General features: G+C 71.2%; 17 protein-coding genes. 9 read left to right on the top strand and 8 right to left on the bottom strand.

What is annotated here, in order from left to right; all coding sequences use genetic code 11:
- Positions 1–45: 45 nt before the first annotated feature.
- Positions 46–474 (top strand): alternative ribosome rescue aminoacyl-tRNA hydrolase ArfB, encoded by a 429-nt coding sequence (arfB, locus tag ACNTMW_RS21115; RefSeq protein ID WP_426635441.1) that lies wholly within the window; start codon positions 46–48, stop codon positions 472–474.
- 92 nt (positions 475–566) lie between these two features.
- Here arfB and ACNTMW_RS21110 read toward each other — a convergent pair whose 3' ends face one another.
- Both ACNTMW_RS21110 and ACNTMW_RS21105 read right to left on the bottom strand, forming a co-directional pair.
- Positions 567–1,139 carry a hypothetical protein gene (locus tag ACNTMW_RS21110; RefSeq protein ID WP_426635440.1) on the bottom strand — a complete coding sequence of 191 codons (573 nt, stop codon included), beginning with the start codon at positions 1,137–1,139 and terminating at the stop codon, positions 567–569.
- A 127-nt stretch (positions 1,140–1,266) separates the two neighbouring features.
- Positions 1,267–3,984 carry an AfsR/SARP family transcriptional regulator gene (locus tag ACNTMW_RS21105; RefSeq protein WP_426635439.1) on the bottom strand — a complete coding sequence of 906 codons (2,718 nt, stop codon included), beginning with the start codon at positions 3,982–3,984 and terminating at the stop codon, positions 1,267–1,269.
- A gap of 338 nt (positions 3,985–4,322) precedes the next feature.
- Here ACNTMW_RS21105 and ACNTMW_RS21100 point away from each other — a divergent pair, with 338 nt between their 5' ends.
- Positions 4,323–5,720 carry a BNR-4 repeat-containing protein gene (locus tag ACNTMW_RS21100; protein ID WP_426635438.1) on the top strand — a complete coding sequence of 466 codons (1,398 nt, stop codon included), beginning with the start codon at positions 4,323–4,325 and terminating at the stop codon, positions 5,718–5,720.
- Between the two features lie 607 nt (positions 5,721–6,327).
- Here ACNTMW_RS21100 and ACNTMW_RS21095 read toward each other — a convergent pair.
- Both ACNTMW_RS21095 and ACNTMW_RS21090 read right to left on the bottom strand, forming a co-directional pair.
- Positions 6,328–6,558 (bottom strand): flavin reductase, encoded by a 231-nt coding sequence (locus ACNTMW_RS21095; RefSeq protein WP_426635437.1) that lies wholly within the window; start codon positions 6,556–6,558, stop codon positions 6,328–6,330.
- On the bottom strand, positions 6,555–6,734 hold the full coding sequence (locus ACNTMW_RS21090) for a hypothetical protein (RefSeq protein ID WP_426635436.1): 180 nt from the start codon (positions 6,732–6,734) through the stop codon (positions 6,555–6,557). Before ACNTMW_RS21090 ends, ACNTMW_RS21095 begins: the two co-directional genes overlap by 4 nt.
- A gap of 268 nt (positions 6,735–7,002) precedes the next feature.
- Here ACNTMW_RS21090 and ACNTMW_RS21085 point away from each other — a divergent pair, with 268 nt between their 5' ends.
- The 4 genes from ACNTMW_RS21085 (at position 7,003) to ACNTMW_RS21070 (ending at position 9,209) form a co-directional block, all read left to right on the top strand.
- Positions 7,003–7,197 carry a winged helix-turn-helix domain-containing protein gene (locus ACNTMW_RS21085; protein WP_426635435.1) on the top strand — a complete coding sequence of 65 codons (195 nt, stop codon included), beginning with the start codon at positions 7,003–7,005 and terminating at the stop codon, positions 7,195–7,197.
- A gap of 134 nt (positions 7,198–7,331) precedes the next feature.
- A complete protein-coding gene (gene thyA / locus ACNTMW_RS21080) occupies positions 7,332–8,228 on the top strand; it encodes a thymidylate synthase (RefSeq protein WP_426635434.1) in 897 nt (298 codons plus the stop codon).
- Positions 8,225–8,755 (top strand): dihydrofolate reductase, encoded by a 531-nt coding sequence (locus ACNTMW_RS21075; protein WP_426635433.1) that lies wholly within the window; start codon positions 8,225–8,227, stop codon positions 8,753–8,755. The genes thyA and ACNTMW_RS21075 overlap by 4 nt, the downstream gene beginning before the upstream one ends.
- A gap of 4 nt (positions 8,756–8,759) precedes the next feature.
- On the top strand, positions 8,760–9,209 hold the full coding sequence (locus ACNTMW_RS21070; protein ID WP_426635432.1) for an HIT family protein: 450 nt from the start codon (positions 8,760–8,762) through the stop codon (positions 9,207–9,209).
- Here the strand turns inward: ACNTMW_RS21070 and ACNTMW_RS21065 are convergent.
- The gene (locus ACNTMW_RS21065) at positions 9,181–9,834 is read right to left on the bottom strand and encodes a deoxycytidylate deaminase (RefSeq protein ID WP_426635431.1); all 654 of its coding nucleotides are present in this window, start codon (positions 9,832–9,834) and stop codon (positions 9,181–9,183) included. The genes ACNTMW_RS21070 and ACNTMW_RS21065 overlap by 29 nt on opposite strands.
- A gap of 212 nt (positions 9,835–10,046) precedes the next feature.
- Positions 10,047–10,664 (bottom strand): adenylyltransferase/cytidyltransferase family protein, encoded by a 618-nt coding sequence (locus tag ACNTMW_RS21060; RefSeq protein ID WP_426635430.1) that lies wholly within the window; start codon positions 10,662–10,664, stop codon positions 10,047–10,049.
- A 109-nt stretch (positions 10,665–10,773) separates the two neighbouring features.
- Here ACNTMW_RS21060 and ACNTMW_RS21055 point away from each other — a divergent pair, with 109 nt between their 5' ends.
- On the top strand, positions 10,774–12,279 hold the full coding sequence (locus tag ACNTMW_RS21055) for a glycine hydroxymethyltransferase (RefSeq protein ID WP_426635429.1): 1,506 nt from the start codon (positions 10,774–10,776) through the stop codon (positions 12,277–12,279).
- Between the two features lie 22 nt (positions 12,280–12,301).
- Here ACNTMW_RS21055 and ACNTMW_RS21050 read toward each other — a convergent pair whose 3' ends face one another.
- Positions 12,302–13,945: a serine/threonine-protein kinase gene (locus tag ACNTMW_RS21050; protein WP_426635428.1), complete on the bottom strand. Its 1,644-nt coding sequence runs from the start codon at positions 13,943–13,945 to the stop codon at positions 12,302–12,304.
- A 188-nt stretch (positions 13,946–14,133) separates the two neighbouring features.
- Here ACNTMW_RS21050 and ACNTMW_RS21045 point away from each other — a divergent pair, with 188 nt between their 5' ends.
- On the top strand, positions 14,134–14,484 hold the full coding sequence (locus ACNTMW_RS21045; protein WP_426635426.1) for an STAS domain-containing protein: 351 nt from the start codon (positions 14,134–14,136) through the stop codon (positions 14,482–14,484).
- Between the two features lie 102 nt (positions 14,485–14,586).
- Here the strand turns inward: ACNTMW_RS21045 and ACNTMW_RS21040 are convergent, their stop codons facing one another.
- Complete coding sequence (locus ACNTMW_RS21040) at positions 14,587–16,218, bottom strand: glycosyl hydrolase family 18 protein (RefSeq protein ID WP_426635425.1); 1,632 nt, start codon at positions 16,216–16,218, stop codon at positions 14,587–14,589.
- Positions 16,219–16,537: 319 nt separating this feature from the next.
- On the opposite strand from ACNTMW_RS21040, the gene ACNTMW_RS21035 reads away from it, so the two are divergent.
- Positions 16,538–17,467 (top strand): hypothetical protein, encoded by a 930-nt coding sequence (locus tag ACNTMW_RS21035; protein ID WP_426635424.1) that lies wholly within the window; start codon positions 16,538–16,540, stop codon positions 17,465–17,467.
- Positions 17,468–17,522: the final 55 nt, after the last annotated feature.

The following is a 17,522-nucleotide window of genomic DNA, read 5'->3' as shown; positions in this document are numbered from 1 at the left end:
GCCGCCGTGGCGCCCCTTCGCGGATCATGGAGGAGGGGAGCGGTGATGGACGGATATTTGCAGGTGACGGGATCGGTGGCGGTACCGCGGTCGGAGCTGGCCTGGCGGTTCAGCCGGTCGAGCGGTCCCGGCGGCCAGTCGGTCAACACCGCGGACTCGCGCGCCGAACTGCGCTTCGACCTGGCCGGTACGCGGTCGCTGCCCGAGCACCTGAAGGACCGGGCGCTCGACCGGCTCGGCTCCCGGCTGCTGGACGGGGTCATCGTCGTCACCGCCTCGGAACACCGGTCGCAGTTGGCCAACCGGCGGGCGGCCGAGGCGCGCCTGGTGGCGTTGCTGGCCGAGGGGGTGGCTCCGCCCGCCCGGGCCCGGCGGGCGACCCGGCCGTCGCGGGGCTCGGTGCAGGCCCGGCTGGACGCCAAGCGGCGGCGGTCGCAGCTCAAGCGGCAGCGCCGCAGCCTCGACGACCGGTAGGCCATGGCGGGGGCCGACCGGTCGTCGAGGCGATGCGCCGGACCCCGCACGCCGTCCGGAGACGGTGGCCCAGCTACTTCACGGTGGCCCAGCTACTTCACGGTGACCCACTTACCGTTCTGGCGGACCTGCGCCCGGTACACCAGGTTCATGGACTTGAGGGCCTTGCCGGTGCCCACCTTCTTGCCCCAGACCTTGCCCTTGCCCACACACAGGTACGTCTCGTAGACGTCGAACTTCGTGATCGCCTGCCGGATGCCCGCCTGGACCCGGTAGTGGCCGGACTTCTTCTGCGTGTACGCGTACGACGCGTTGGTGGTCCACTGCCTCTGCACCTGGTAGCCGACCGTCGTGTCGATGGAGGAGACCGAGACCTTGACGGTCGCCGACCAGGTGTTGGACACGCTCACCGCCTTGGTCAGCGTGAGGACGCCCTTGGTGTGGCCCTCGGCCACCCAGCCCTCGCCGCTGCCCCATGTGATCGTCGTTCCCGCGCTCTTGGGGAAGCGGGCCGCGTTGTCCTGCTTGGAGCAGCCGGGGCCGGGCGTCGGGGTGGGGTCCGCGAGCGCCGGGCTCGCCGACACCGCCACCCCGCCGGCCGTCAGGGCCGTCACCCCGACCAGGAACAACGTCCGCCGTCCCCACTGCTTGAATCGAGTCGTCACCCTGTCTCCGTTCGTGGTTCCCCGAAGGGGAGACCGACGCCACGTGCGTCGATCGCGGGTGACCGTACGCAGCCTGTCTGGGGCGGATCTGGGACGCTTCTTGTACTCCCTGGCCAGGGCGGGATTCCTACCGGTGCGGTAACCCGTCGACGCGGGCCTGCACCCGCTCGGCCTGCGCGATCCGGTTCAGCGCGCGGTACCGGGCGACGGCCTGCTGCCACGCGTCGCGCGTCCGGTCCGGCTCGCCCAGTTCGTGGTACGCCTCCCCGAGCCGGACGAGCGTGTCCGCCTCGTCGGCGATGTCCCCGAGTTCGCGATAGCGCAGCAGGGCCTGGTGGAACCGGTCGACCGCGAGGTCGTACCGGCCGTTCACCCGGGCGACGTGGCCGAGGGTGTCCAGGGTCGCGCCCTCGCCGCCGCGATCGCCATGCTCCCGGAGCAGCGCCAGCGCCTGCTCGCCGTAGTCCCACGCGCGCTCACCGTCGATGTGCGCGAGGTACCAGGCCATCATGTTCAGCGCGTTGCCCTCCCACACCGGGTTGCCGAGTTCCCGGTACAGCCGGAGCGCTTCCTCCGCGTACGCCACGGCTTCGCGGTCTTCGCCCTGCTGGCCCTTCACCCAGGCCAGCCCCTGGAACGTGTGCGCCCGGTCCTCGACGTCCCGGGCGTCCGTCAACGCCCGGCCCAGGTTGTCGAGCGCCTCGGTCAGCTCGCCCACCTTCACGTACGCCCGCGCCGCGAGCCGGTGGCACAGCACCCGGACCTCCGGCACGGCGACGTGCGCGGCCGCAGCCAGGCCGAGGCGCCACGCGGTGACGTGGTCGTGCGGGTCGCCCTGCCGCCAGTAGTAGGTGGCCTGCGCCCAGGCCAGTTGCCAGGTCCGGTCGTACCACCCGTGCTCCAGCGCGATCTGCTGGGCCGCGAGCAGACAGGATCGCTCGGTGTCGAACCAGTCCAGCGCCGCGGCCTGGTCCGCCGGCTCCAGGGGAGTGCACCCGGGCGCGGCCGGTTGCAGCGCGATCGTCGGTCGGCTGGGCTCCAGCAGCCGCTCGCCGGCGAACGAGGTGTGCAGGTAGAAGTCGACCAGCCGGAGCAGTGCCTGGTCGTCGGCCGGCTGTTCGGCGGCGTAGAGGCGGGCCAGGTCGTGCATGCGGTAGCGCCCCGGCCGGTGCTGCCGCAGCAGGTTCGCCGTTTCCAGCGCGCGCAGCGACTCCCGTACCCGCGCGTCGGGCTGCCCGGTCAGGTTGGCCGCGGCGGCCCGCCCGACGTCAGGCCCCGGTGCCCGGCCCAGCAGCGCGAACAGGTGGTACGCGTCGGGCGGTAAGGCCCGTACGGAGGCGGCGAACGCCGCGCGGATGCCGGACGACAGCTCGCCGGTGTCAAGCGGATCCAGCCGGGTGGGCTCGGAGCGGAGCTCGCCGGCCAGTGCCGACAGCGGAAACTCCGGCAGGTTGGCGGCGCGGGCGGCGACGACACCGAGCGCGAGCGGGAGACCGGCGCACCGTTCGACGATCGTGCCGATCGCGTCGGGCTCCGCGGCGGTGCGGGCCCGTCCGAGCCGTCCGGCCAGCAGCTCCCGTGCGTCGACGTCGGGCAGGACGTCCAGGGTGAGCCGCTGCGCCCCGTGCAACGCGGCCAGGCCGACGAGCTGGTCGCGGCTGGTCACCAGGACGGTGCAGCCCGGCGTGGCGGGCAGCAGCGGCAGCACCTGCTCGCTGTCGCGGGCGTTGTCGACCAGGATCAGCATCCGTCGGTCGGCGACCGTGCTCCGGTACAGCGCCGCCATCGCGTCGAGGCCGACCGGAATCGTCTCGGCCGGTACGCCCAACGCCGACAGGATGCTCCGCAGCGCGACGGCGGGCGGGAGGGGCCGCCCGGACGGCTCGAAGCCGTGCAGGTCGACATAGATCTGCCCGTCGGGGAACCGGTGCCTGTGGCGGTGCGCCCAGTGCAGGGCCAGCCAGGTCTTGCCGACGCCGCCCATGCCGCTGATCGCGTAGATCACCGGCAGGTCCCGATCGTCGATCCACTTGTCCAGCTCCGCGAGTTCGGTGACGCGTCCGATGAACGACCACGGTGGGGCGGGCAGCTGACAGGGCGCCGGCGGCGCCGGGTCGGTGGTGAGGATCTTCCGATGCAACTGCCGCAGCGCAAGGCCGGGGTCGGCACCCAGTTCCTCGGCCAGCCGCAGCCGGAACGCCTCGTAGTGCGCCAGCGCGTCGCCCTGCCGGCCGCACCGGTACAGCGCGAGCACGAGCTGCCCCGCGACGCGCTCGTCCAGCGGCAGCGCCGCCGCTCGCCGGGTCAGTTCGGCCAGCTTCTCGTGGTGCCGGCCGTTGCGCAGCGCCAGGTCGTCCCGGTCCAGTTCGGCCGCCAGCCGCTCGGCGTGCAACCAGTCCCGGGACTCGTTCAGCCACGGCGTGTCCAGTCCGGCGAACGCGTCCCCCCGCCACAGGCCGAGTGCCTCATCGAAGAGCGTCTCGTCCCGGGTCGACCGGGCCCGCTCGACGAGGTGGCGGAAACGGTGTGCGTCGACCGCCAGCCGGTCGACCGCGAGGACGTAGCCGCCCGAGCGGCGCGCGATGACCGGGGCGCCCGCACCGGCCACGGCCTGGCGCAACCGGTGCAGGTAGCCGTAGAGCGTCTCCTTCGCCCGCAGCGGTCTGCGGTCCGCCCATACCCGCTCGATGAGCTGGTCGACGGAGACCGGTTCGTTCACGTGCGTCAGCAGCACAGCCAGCACGCAGCGCTGCCGGGTGTGACCGAGATCCACGGTACGGCCCCCGACGCGAGCCCCCATCTCGCCGAGGACGTCGAACTCGACGCCCGTCGCGCCACTGCTCATGCTGCGGCTCCTCCCCGGGTGCATGCATAGCGGCTCGCGGCGGTGGATTCAACCCGGTGGATCGGTGGCACCACGCGCGGTGCGCGGGTCGGTGCGGGTCGGGCCGGATGCCGCGACGCGGCACGTGCCGCGTCGCGATCTCGATGGGTGGGATCGCACGCCCTTCCGTCCGCCGGAACACCGGGAGCGTGGGCGACGGTGAAACGCCCGATAGCTACGTGATTGATGCGTTCACATATCTGACTGCTTTTCTGGTCCGGGGTCGGCTAGCACAATCACGGAGCACAGGCGCCGCGCGGTACGCAGCGGGCGTTCCGGTGGACAGTGCAGGAGGTCCGATGCCTCAGCTCACGGCCACGACGGCGGTCGCGCTCGCGGTCACGACGGCGGTGGCGCTCGCCGTCCCGGCCGCCCCGGCGCTCGCCGCGCCAGCGGAGTCGACTGGCTCGGCGGAGTCGCCGGGCTCGGCGGACCGGGCGACGGCGGTGACCGTCATGACGCCGGCCACCGGGGTCGCCGCCCGCAGTGACCGGCGACCGGTCGCCGGCGGCGTCCACGACGCGCGGGCCGACACCACCTTCATCACCTGGGCCGGCCAGTTCGAGGACAACTACATCCAGGCGTACGACCACCGCACCGGTGCCTGGTCGGCGCCGGTGCGGGTCGGTGACGGCGGGAACGACTCCCACAACTACCCGACGATCGTCCAGGCCGACGACGGTCACCTGCTGGTCTTCCGCAGCCTGCACAACACCGAACTGCGGGTCGCCCGCTCCGCCACGCCGCACTCGATCGACGGGACGTGGACCGACACGGTCATCCCGGAGGGGCAGGGTGCCACGTACCCGATGCCGTTCAAGGCGGCCGACGGCTCGATCTTCGTGTTCATCCGGGAGACCGCCGGTGACTTCGACAAGAAGTACCCGACCGACTTCCGCCCGATGACGTACGTGCGCTCGACCGACAACGGGCTGACCTGGCAGAGCTCGGAACAGCTCACCGGTGACCGGTGGACCATCGCGCCGCAGGACCGCCCGGACAACATGAACGAGATCTACATCGGCCAGCTCCGCCACGAGCCGGCCGTGCCGGGCCGGCCGGAGCGGGTCGGGATCGCCTACACGCTGGCCGGCGGCGGGCCGGAGGGGCACCTGCACGACCGGTACCACAAGAACGTCTACTACACCTACTTCACCCCGTCCAACCTGCGCTTCCATGCCGCCGACGGCCGCGACCTGGGTACCCGGATCGACGACCCGGAGCAGGAGCGGTACCTCAAGGTCGCCGACACCGCGCTGCAGACCGTCAACCCACGCTCGCCCGACTACATCTCCCTGGTCGGCTCGGTCGCGGGCCGGGCGCCGTTCGTGGTCTGGATGCGCCTGGACCCGGCCGGCGTCCTGCACGACGAGGTCGCGGTGCACACGCCGTGGGGCTGGCGGTCGACGGAGGTCGCCACCGGCGTGCGGGTGCGGGACATGGAGCAGGTCGACCCGCTGACCTGGCGGGTGTACGCCACGGTCGAGGGTGCCACCAGCGGCATCGCCACCTACCTGCTGACCGCCGGTACGTGGTGGCGGCCGGAGTCGGTGATCGGAACGCCGAAGGCCGTCCAGCGCATCGAGGTCATCGGCGGGTACCGCGACCCGGCCCGCATCCTCGCCAGTGGCGGCAGTAGCGCGCGCGACGTGTCGGTGGCCGACGGCGACATCTACGTGGCGGGCCGCCGTCGCTAGCCCATGATCGTGCCCGTGATCGAGCCCATGGTCGAGCCCATGATCGACACAACTTCCGGGAACTTGTGGCCATCGGGGCACCCCGAGACCACAACTTCCCGGAAGTTGTGCCTCTCGCCGATCGACGGGCGGTGCGCAACCTCGGCAGCCACGGCGACGTCCGAGTGGTTATGCGATTGCGGCCACTGGTCACGCTGAGCGCGTCACTTCTCCTGATCGGCGCGTGTGACGGCGAGACGGCGTGCGCACCCGTCTACGCCCCACCGGGTGTGACGTACCAGCTGGATGATCTCGTCCGTCCTGCTGGTTCCGCTGAGCTGAGGGCGTGCATCGACACCCACTGCGTCACCCGTACCGACGCCTCGCCGTGGACTGATCGGAGGCTTCTGACCGTGGGAGGTGAGGACGCGACCAGCCCGCGTACCGTCACGGCCCGACTCACCGTGACGGACATGGCCACCCGCGCCGTACTCTTCGACGCGACCACGCGCGTCACGTTGCGACCGATCACGGCACCTCAATGTCAGGGTCAAGCCCCCTATCAGGCTACCGTCCGAGCGACCGCCGCCGGAGAGCTCGTACCCGAGCAGCGGTAACGCCAATCTGGTCACGTGCGCGGCGGGCGGAGCCAGCCGACGAACCGCGCGTGGAGGTCGCCTGCCGGCACGTGCGCGAGGTCGCCGCACGCCTCCACGAGAGCCGCGCCGAGGACGAGGGCGAGGCTGACGGGCGCGCCCGTGTACTGGGCGAGTAGTTGGCGACGGCGGGTGGGGCAGGGCCACGGCGACGCGCACCCGATGCAGATCCAGCTACCGCGTACCGGCTGGTGATCGCTCACCGGGTGTGCCGCTCGTTCGCGGAGGGCGCCGTGACGATCGGGTGTCCGGTCTCGTCGCGGTGCGACCGTGCGGCCAGGTGGGCATTGGGTCCGGTCGCGGTCCACGGGCACCCGAGGCAGGCGGCGGTACCGGCGAGCAGCGGCAGGGTGACCGGGCGTCGGTTCGGTGACTCCACGGCAGTGTCCTCTCCCGTCCGAAGTGGAGGCAGGGCACTACCGGCCTGGCGTTGGATGCAGCGGACCGACGTGCCCTGCCTGGGGCGCACGGAGTCCAGCGGTTTGCCGACCTTCCGGATCACGGTGTCGTCCCGTCGAGAATTTACATCAGTTGTTCTTGTAACGGGAGATACGCGGTCAGCGGTTTTTAGCGCAGTTAGTGGAATGAGAGAATGGAGCTGCCGACCTTCTGGAGTAGCAGTGCCGATCCCACCTACCGCCCGACAAATGGCAGACGACATCGCGGAGCGGATACGCCTGGGCGAGTACCCGCCCGGTACGAAGCTGCCTCCCGCACGGGAACTCGCGGACCTCTACGGCGTATCGCTCTCAACCGCGCAGCGCGTCCAGCTCATCCTCAAGGAGCGCGGGCTGACGGTCGGGCGGCAGGGCGACGGGGTGTACGTGGCCGAGAAGGATTGACGGGGCACTCTGAAGATCAACGCAACTTCCGGGAAGTTGTGGCCTCGCGGTGCCGTCAAGACCACAACTTCCCGGAAGTTGCGTCGATCTTGGTTGCGGCCCGGTCGGCCTTCGGCGCGCTGTAGAGTCGCCGGGTGCAGTACGTCCCGTTTGAGCAGCGCAAGCCCGACAGCCAGTACCGAGACCTGCTGGCGCGGATCATCTCCCACGGCGAGACGTCACCGACCCGGCAGGGGCCGGCGGCCCGCACCCTGATGCAGCAGACCATGCGGTTCGACCTGGCCAACGGGTTCCCGGTGATCACCGACCGGAGCATCCGGTCGTTCTGGCGCAAGCCGATCGGCGAGCTGTGCGCGTTCATCAACGGCGCGACCACCCTCGACGAGTTCGCCGAGTTCGGCTGCGACTGGTGGGAGCCGTGGGCGACGCCGGAGAAGACGGCCAAGCGCGGGCTGCCGGCCGGTGACATCGGGCCGGGCTCGTACGGCGGGGCGTTCCACGACTTCCCGACCGTCGAGGGGCCGCCGTTCGACCAGTTCAAGCACCTGGTCGAGCAGATGACCGAGTTCCCGACCGACCGTACCCACTTCGTGAGCCCGTGGATCCCGCAGTACCAGGTGCGGGGCGAGGGCAAGCAGCCGAAGACCACGATCTCGCCGTGCCACGGCTGGGTACACGTCCGCGTCATCAACGAGCGGATCCACCTGCACATGTTCCAGCGCTCCGGCGACGTACCGGTCGGCGTGCCGTCGAACATGGTGCAGTACGCGGCGCTGGCCCTGATGCTGGAGCAGCTCACCGGCTTCGCCGCCGGGGTGTACTACCACACGATCTCCGACGCGCACGTCTACTCCGATCAGCTCGACAAGGTGCTGCCGCTGCTGGAGCGGGAGCCGCGCCGGCTGCCCACCGTCCACCTCACCGAGGAGGGGCGGAAGATCACCGACATCCACGACTTCCGGGCCGAGCACTTCGAGCTGTCCGACTACGACCCGCACCCGGGGGTCGGCCGGATTCCGGTCGCGCCATGAGGACCGGTCAAGCCGTGCGGACCTCGCTCCTTCTCGCCGCGAGCGAGAACGACGTCATCGGCCGGGACAATGACCTGCCCTGGCACCTGCCCACGGACCTGCGCCGGTTCAAGGCGCTCACCGCCGGGCACGTCATGGTGACGGGGCGGCTCAACCACGAGTCGATCGTGAACCGGCTGGGCCGGCCGCTGCCGGGTCGGATCACGGTCGTGGTCACCCGCCAGGCCGGGCGTCCCGGCGACGGACCGGTGATCTACCAGCCGTCGGTGCCGGCCGCGCTGTCGGTGGCCCGGTCGATCGAGGCGTTCGCCGGGCGGGACGAGGTGTTCGTGATGGGGGGCGCGCAGATCTACGCCGAAGCGCTGCCCGAGGCCGACACCGTCTATCTGACCCGCGTGCACGCCCACGTCGAGGGCGACGTGCGGATGCCGGCCGGCTGGCTGGCCGGGTTCCGGCTCGTCGAGAGCGAACCCGGTCCGGCCGGCGAGGAGCTGCCGTACACCTTCGAGCGATACGAACGGACATAACGGTATGGGGCTTTACCAGCTGGACAACTTCCGGCACCCGGAGCAGCTCGCCGACATGCGGATGCTGGAACAGTACGGGGTCTGCATCTTCTGCCCGGAACACCTCACCGGCGACCCCGCCCACCCGGTGCTGCACGAGACCGAGCACTGGATCGTCACGACCAACAAGTACCCGTACGCCAACACCCGGCTGCACCTGCTGCTGGTGCCCCGGGCGCACGTGGAGGACCTGCTCGACCTCGAGCCGGCGGCCCGCGCGGAGTACTGGGACGTGCTCGAATGGGTCAAGGCCATGTACGAGCTGGAGTTCTACTCCATCGGCTCGCGCAACGGCGACGGCCGTTACACCGGCAGCTCGATCGCCCACGTCCACGTGCACGTCGTGGTCGGTGACGTGGACGACCCGGAGCACCAGCCGGTGCGGTTCAAGATGAGTGGTCGGCCGCGGAGCTGACGTCGACCCAGATCAGCTCCACGCCGGCGGCGCGCAGCACCGTGTCGCCGTCGAGCAGCGCGTACGGGCCGGCGAAGTAGCAGCGGGTGAAGCCGGCCTCGGCGACCAGCCGGGCACAGGTCGGGCAGGGAAAGGTCGACACGTACAGGGTGGCGCCGGCGAGGCTGCGCCCGTCGCGGGCCGCCCGGGCCACGATCGCCGCCTCGGCGTGCTGCGCGGTCGACAGGTCGGGGCGCAGTCCCCGGTGGAACTCGTTACGCGGGTCGCCGTCGATATAGGGCGCGTACTCGGTCGGGTGGTGGCGGTTGTACGCGGTGTCCAGGACCGTGCCGTCGCGTACGGCGACCGCGCCGACCTGGCGCCACCAGTCCGAGCTGTGCCGCGCCTCGACCACCGCGAGCCGGGTCAGCTCGCGCGCCACCTCGTCGGCGGCCACCGCACCGTCGAAGTCGGCCGGCCGCCCGGCCTGGCTCCAGGCGCGGTCCCAGCGCAGGAACGTGCGCTCGACGACCACCTCGCGGCCCCGGTCGAACCCGTACCGGTCGACCAGTTCCCGCATGATCTCCTCGTCCGGGACGACGAGGGTGCCGGCGGTCACCGCGCCGGGCAGGTCGCCCGGTTCCACGACCGTCGCGGGTACCCCGGCACTGCGCAGGTAGGCCGCGGCGCGGTCGGGGGCCAGCGCCCGGATGTCCTTGCGCAGCGCCGGGAACTCCGCGGCGAAGCCCCGGCCCAGCAGCAGTACCTCCGACGCGTCGCGGTGGCGCTCCAGCAGTGCCTCGTACCCGGCGTGGATGACCGGTAGGTAGAGCAGGACCTGCTTGCCCGTCGCGGTGCTCAGGACCCGCTCCCGGTCTCCGGCTTGCGCCCGGTCTCGTCGATCACGTCCTGGATCAGCTCGGGCAGCCGCTCGGACAGTTTCTGCGACATCACCTCGGCCAGCCCCATCTGCAGCCGGCGCAGCCGCGCCGACGTGCTGACGGTCGCCATCCGCTCCAGGACCTCGACCCGGCCGCAGTACTTCTCCTCCAGCTCGGCGATCTGCGCAGGCGTGTAGGTCTCGGCGGTCGCGACCAGCACGTCCGGACGTACCGCCTTGATCAGGGCCCACTTCGGCTCGTCGACATGTTTGAGCGTGACCAGACCCACGCCACGCTGGTGGGTCACCATGCGCAGCCGCTCCAGCTCCGGCACGGCCGGCCGGCCCGGGCCCTTGCGCTTGCGCAGCTTCTCGTCGCTGTCCAGCCCGACGATCAGGAAGTCACCGAAGCCGCGGGCGGCCTCCAGGTACATCGAGTGGCCCTCGTGCAGGATGTCGAACGAGCCGCTGGTCAAGACGACCTTGAGTCCGAGCACCCGCAGCGCCTGGACGATCTCCGTGATCTGGTCGTAGCTCTTGACGTACCGCATCTCGAAGTTCGAGGCGTCGGCGAACAGCCCGCTGTTGTTCTGCATGTACCTACCTGCCCCTTCCGGCCCACGCGAGCATAAGCGGTGGCCGCGCCGGCTGGTAAAGTCGGGCGCTGCTTGCGCCCACTCATTCTGCCTGCTTGGAGACGCGCCGATGACTCAGAGTGATTCGCTGCGACGCTACCTCTCCGGCACGGACCCGGCCCGGGTCGACGCGGGAGCGGCGGCGTTCTACGCCTCGCTCGACGTGGTGTCGCGGGTCTCGCCGTCGATCGCCGCCTCGATCGCCCAGGAGCTGCGTGACCAGCGCTCCCACCTGAAGCTCATCGCCAGCGAGAACTTCAGCTCGCTCGCCGTCCAGTTGGCCCAGGGCAACCTGTTCACCGACAAGTACGCCGAGGGCTTCGCCGGGCACCGCTTCTACGCCGGCTGCGACAACGTCGACGCCGTCGAGAGTGAGGCGACCGACCTCGCGCGCACGGTGTTCGGCGCCGACCACGCGTACGTCCAGCCGCACTCCGGCGCGGACGCCAACCTGGTGGCCTTCCTCGCGATCCTCGCCACGACGGTCGAGTCGCCGGCACTGGAGCGGCTCGGCGAGAAGAACCCGGCCAAGATCAGTGACGCCGACTGGGAGACGCTGCGGCGGGAGTTCCTCGGCCAGCGGCTGCTCGGCATGGACTACTACTCCGGTGGGCACCTCACCCACGGGTACCGGCACAACGTGTCGGCCCGGCTGTTCGAGGCACACTCGTACACCGTCGACCCGGCCACCAAGCTGCTCGACTTCGACCAGATCCGGGCCCGGGCGCTGGAGGTGCGGCCGCGGATCCTGCTCGCCGGCTACAGCGCGTACCCCCGGAAGATCAACTTTGCCCGGTTCCGGGAGTTGGCCGACGAGATCGGCGCCACCTTCATGGTGGACATGGCACACTTCGCCGGCCTGGTCGCGGGCAAGGTCTTCACCGGCGACCACGACCCGGTCGCGCACGCCCACGTGGTGACCACCACGACCCACAAGACGCTGCGCGGCCCGCGCGGTGGCATGGTGCTGGCCACTGGCGAGTACGCGCCCGCGATCGACAAGGGCTGCCCGATGGTGCTCGGCGGCCCGCTGCCGCACGCCATGGCGGCCAAGGCCGTCGCGCTGCGCGAGGCTCTCGAACCCGGCTTCCGTGACTACGCGCACGCGATCGTCGACAACGCCCGTACCCTCGCCGAGGAGCTCCAGCGGCGCGGCGCACGCGTGCTCACCGGCGGCACCGACAACCACATCGTGCTGGTCGACGTGACCGAGAGCTACGGGCTTACCGGCCGCCAGGCCGAGTCGGCGCTGCGCTCGTGCGGCCTCACGCTCAACCGCAACTCGCTGCCCTTCGACGCCAACGGCCCGTGGTACACCAGCGGTCTGCGGCTGGGTACGCCCGCGGTCACCACGCTGGGCATGGGCGCGGCCGAGATCGCCGAGATCGCCGACGTCATCACGTCCGTGCTGAAGCAGACCACGCCGGCCGCCGACGACAAGGGCGGGGTGAGCAAGGCGAAGTACCACCTCGCCGACGCGAGTGTCGAAGGGGCCCGTAAGCGGGTGGCCGACCTGCTCGACCGCCACCCGCTGTACCCCGAGATCGACCTCGGCATCCTCGACGCCGCCCGGTAGGTCCCCGCCGGTCCGGGTGGCGTCAGCCCTTGGCGCCCTTGGTGCCCTTGCCCTTGGCGGCCTTGGCGGCCTTGGCGGCCTCGGTCTGCTTGGCCAGCCGGTCGCGCAGCTGCTGCAACTGCTGCGGCAACTGCTGACCGTTCCGCATGCCGGTACCGGTGCCGGTACCCGAACCGCCGCCGGTACCGCCGGCCGCCGCCGGAGCGGGGGCGGCAGCCGGCGCCTGGGGGGCGGTGAGGGCCACCGGCACCATGGCGGCGCCCGTGATCGTCGCCCGGCAGGCCGCGTCGTTGAGTGAGAATGTCGTCGGGATCGGGTTGGACTCCTGGTACCCGCCGGTCATGGTGAGCGTCGCCGTCGCACCGGGAGCGAGCGGGCCGTCGCCGCGGGCGGTGACCGTGCGGCCGGACTGGGTCCACTCGGCACCGGTCCCGCCGGTCAGCCGCTGGTCGGCCGGGAACTCGAAGCGCATTTTCCAGTCGTCGGCAGGGTGGGCACCACTGTTGACGACCGCGACGTCCACGCTGAACGTACCGGCCTCGTCCTTTTTGGTCTGGTAGCGCACCTCGCAGGAGATCGGGGGCGTGGCCGCCGCCTGCGGGCGTACCGCGGCGGCCTGCGCGGTCGCCTCCGTCTCCCCGCCCACGGTCGACCAGGTCGCCAGGCCGGTGGCCGTCACGGCGACGGCCGCTCCCGCCGCCACGACGGCCCGGCGGGAGCGCAGGCGGCGCCCACCGCGCGCCGCGGGGACGGCGTTACCGGTACCGGCGACGATGACCTGGGTCGCACCGTCCGCCGAGGACGTCGAATCCCAGGCCAACGCGTCGTCGAGGGGGAGCGGTACCCGGATGTCCGCGGCGGCGGCGAGGATACGGGCGGCCTCCTCGGCGCTGGGGCGGTCCTCCGGCCGCTTGGCGAGGCTCCGCGCGCACAGCGTGGCGACCTCGGCGGGGAGGCCGTCGATCGCCGGCAGCGGCTGAGGCTCGGTGTAGCAGTGTGCTTCGATCATCTGGGTGGCCGTGTCCGCCCGCCACGGCAGCCGGCCGATGAGCATGCGGAACAGCAGCAGACCGAGGGCGTACACGTCGCTGGCCGGGGTGACCGCCTGCCCACCCAGCCGCTCCGGTGCCAGGTAGGCGGGGGTGCCCAGGACCGTCGGCGTGCTGTCGGCGTCGGCGCCGGCCAGCGCCGCGATGCCGAAGTCGACGACCTTCACCCCGGTGGGGGTGAGCATGACGTTCGCCGGCTTGATGTCACGGTGTACCAGCCCGCGCGCGTGTGCGGCGGCCAGCGCGGCGGCGACCTCGGCCGCCACCCGTACGGCGACCCGCCAGCGCAGCGGCCCGCCGCTCAGCCGGGCGTCCAGGGTCACGCCGTTGACGAGTTCCATCACGACGAACGGCAGCCGGGTACCGTCCGGCTCGACCGCCTCGCCGTAGTCGTACACGCTGGTCACGTGCGGGTGGGACAGTCGGCCGGCGGCCTGTGCCTCGTAGCGGATGAGATCCCGCGACGCGGCGTCGGCAGCGTAGCTGCCGCTGAGCATCTTCACCGCGACGTCGCGCCCGAGCACCTCGTCGTAGGCGCGCCAGACCACCGACATGCCACCGGCGCCGAGCCGATCGAGAAGGCGGTACCGGTCGGTTAGCAGGCGCACGGCATCCATGCTGTCAAGATGCCCTCATCCACGGGTCGCTACACGCGGTTTCCGGAAACCGTGACGGCAAATACGCCCATACGGGTGGTTGATGGGTAACCGTCCGGTTTGGTCCACGTCGGCTTGACGGGCGGGGTCGGCGCGCGAGGAATAGGGTGAACTCACTCCACCGGGCGAGTATGAGGGGTGAGCGGGCAGTGGAGCGGCACCGGCGCCCGGACGAGGCGCTGCGGATGACCGTCGTCGCGAGTGGCGCGGAGAGCGTCCGCGTCGCCGTCATCGGTGAGGTCGACTACGTCAACGCGCCTCGCCTGAAGTCCCTCCTGTGGTGGGTCCTCGCCGAGTTCGGCCCCCGGGACATCGTGGTCGATCTGTCCGGTGTGTCGTTCCTGGACAGCACCGGCCGGGGCGCGCTGCTGCACGGGTGGCGGCTGGCGCGGGAGAAGGACTGCCGGCTCACCGTCGCCGACCCGCAGCCGCGCGTCCTGGCCATGCTGCGGATCGCCGGTGTCGCTACGCACCTGGGGATCGACGCCACGCAGCCGTAGCGACGATCGGCCACGTGGCCGGAAGAAAGCCGGAAAAGGATCGTGGGCACCTGACGGGCGCTTGTGGCGCCGTCAGATGCCCACGACCGGATGAGGCGAGACTCAGCCGAGGCCGCCGCGCATGGCGCCGATCAGCTCACCGTTCGCGGTGTCGCCGGAGAGTTCCCAGAAGAACGCGCCGCCCAGACCCTGGTCCTTGGCGTAGCTCATCTTGCCGCCGATGGTGGCCGGGGTGTCGTAGCTCCACCAGTCGCTGCCGCACTTGGCGTACGCCGTGCCGGCGATGGTCCGGTTGGCCGGGCACTTGGTCTTGAGTACCTTGTAGTCCTCGATGCCCGCCTCGTACGTGCCGGGCGCCGCACCGGTCGCCGTGCCACCCGGGGCCTCCTGGGTGACCCCGGTCCAGCCCCGGCCGTAGAAGCCGATGCCGAGCAGCAGCTTGTTACGCGGAATACCCTTGCTGACCAGCTTCTGGATCGCCGCGTCCGAGTTGAAGCCCTGCGTCGGGATGCCGGCGTACGACGTCAGCGGCGAGTGCGGGGCGGTCGGGCCCTGGGCGTTGAACGCGCCGAAGTAGTCGTACGTCATCGGCATCAGCCAGTTGAGGCTGTTGGCCGCGCCGGCGTAGTCGGTGGCGTCGATCTTTCCGCCGTTGCTGCCGTCCGCGGTGATCGCGGCGGTGACCAGGGCGCTGGAGCCGAACTTCGACCGCAGGGCCGAGACCACGTTCTTGAACGCGTTGGGGCCGCTGGTGTCGCACTGCAGGCCACAGGCGTTCGGGTACTCCCAGTCGACGTCGATGCCGTCGAAGACGTCCGCCCAGCGCGGGTCCTTGACCAGGCTGTAGCAGGAGTCGGCGAACGCGGCCGGGTTCTGCGCGGCCTGGGTGAAGCCGCCCGACCAGGTCCAGCCGCCGAAGGACCAGACCACCTTCAGGTGCGGGTACATCTTCTTGAGCTTGCGCAGCTGGTTGAAGCTGCCGCGCAGCGGCTGGTCCCAGGTGTCGGCGACGCCGTCGACGCTGTCCGCCGCCGTGTATGCCTTGTCGTAGTCGGCGTAGCTGTCACCGATGGAGCACCGGCCGCCCGTGGTGTTGCCGAAGGCGTAGACGATGTGCGTCAGCTTGGCGGCCGAGCCGCTGGTGTGGATGTTCTTGACGTGGTAGTTGCGCCCGTAGACGCCCCACTCGGCGAAGTACCCGACGATCTGCTTGCCGCCACCGCCCGGTCCCGGCGGTGGGCTGGTCGGGGGCTGCGTGGTGGGCGGGGCGGTGGTGGGCGGCGCGGTCGTGGGCGGCGCGGTCGTGGGCGGCGCCGTGGTGGGCGGCGTGCTACCGCCGCCGCACGGCGCACCGTTGATCTTGCAGTTGGCCGGTGCGCCCGCGCCCGTGGTGTTGAACCCGAACGACGTGCTCGCGCCGACGGCGACGGACCCGTTGTAATCACGGTTCTTGGCCACCACGTGGCTGCCGGACTGGGTCATCAGGGCGTCCCAGTACGAGCCGAGCGTGGTGCCGGACGGCAGGTCGAACTCGACCGTCCAGGACGTGATCGCGCTGGAGCTGCCGTTGGTGATGGTGTAGGTGGCGGTCTGGCCGGTGCCCCACGAGGTGGTGGAGAACGAGGCGGTCACCGAGCCGGCCGCGTTGGCGGAGGTGGCGCCGACGGCGACCACCCCCGCGACGAGGAGGGCTGCCGTGCCGGCGGCGGCGAGGCTTGCCCGTTTTCTGTTCATGGCCTCTCCCAAGGTGTGGGCAGGGGGTCGATGGGTCGCCATCAATTGAGCAGGAACGATAAACAAAGTTAATTGATACGGCAAGGCCCCGCTCGGGTACGGGCCGGGGTGCGGGCTGCGGATGGCTGGGGCACGGGCTCCGGAGTGGACCGGGGTGCGGGCTGCGGATGGCTGGGGTACGGGCTCCGGAGTGGACCGGGGTGCGGGCTGCGGATGGCTGGGGTACGGGTGAGGCGTCGCGGGTACTCCTCGCGGAGCGCACCGCCTGCGGCAGTCGCTACGCTGACGGCTATTCGTGTGTATGTGGGAGGTGCCGGACGTGACCGACGGCGGGGTGGCGCAGACCTCCGCATACCTGCGGATGTTGCTGCTCCGCCCGGGGGAGTACCGCGCCCGGTGGGAGCGGCTCGCGGCGCAGGCGCGCCCGGGGAAGATCGACATCGACGCCGTGGCCCGGGTACTCGCGCAGGCGACCGACCCCGCCCCGGTCGACCCGCTGTCCACTGGGGATCCCGATCCCGGTCTCGTCGACACCGCGCGCCGGGCGCTGGACGGCAGCGCGATCGACCACTCGACCGTACGGTTGTTCACGGCGGCGTTCGCCTTCGACGGCCGGGACGCCGCCCGGTTGCAGGACATGCTGCGGGGCTCGACCTCGGTGCGGGTCATCACCGGCGAGGCGCAGTCGCTGTCCGAGGAGTACCTGCACGGCGGCCCGCCCCGGCACCAGACCCTGGCCCTGCACGAGCTGCACATCCTGGGGCCCGACGGGTCGCCCGCCGAGCACCAGACCATCCAGGTCATCCAGTCGACCGTCGACGGGCTGTCCGGCTACCCGTACCGGTTCGACACCGACGAACTGGCTGTCGAGGTGCTGCGCGGCGGCCGGGTCGGCGAGCGCATCTACCGGGTCAACGAGTCGCTGTACGCGGTCGACATCCTGCTCAACCGGCCCCTCGCGGCCGGGGAGACCACGCTCACCCAGGTCCGCACGACGTTCTTCTACAAGACGCCGCCCGCTCCTGAGTTCCGCCGGGGAGTGCTGAGCCGCGCCGAGGACGTGACCCTGTGGGTCAAGTTCCACGCCCGGCGGGTGCCGGCCCGGGTGTGGCTGGCCCGGTGGGACGGCATCGACCACGCCCGCGTCGTCGACCGGCAGCCGGTCGAGCTGGACGACGACCTCGCCGTGCACTGCCGGTTCGGCCCGATCGAGCAGGCCGTCGTCGGGTTCCACTGGGAGTGGGACTGACCGCCGTATGCCGGTTTCGGCCGCCGACCAGGGTCGCAGGGACCCGGAGGAGTGC

The sequence above is a fragment of the Planosporangium spinosum genome (genome assembly GCF_049999945.1).
Lineage (GTDB): Bacteria > Actinomycetota > Actinomycetes > Mycobacteriales > Micromonosporaceae > Planosporangium > Planosporangium spinosum.
The sequence above is the reverse complement of the archived record's forward strand: the minus strand, read 5'-3'. Positions and strand labels throughout refer to the sequence as shown.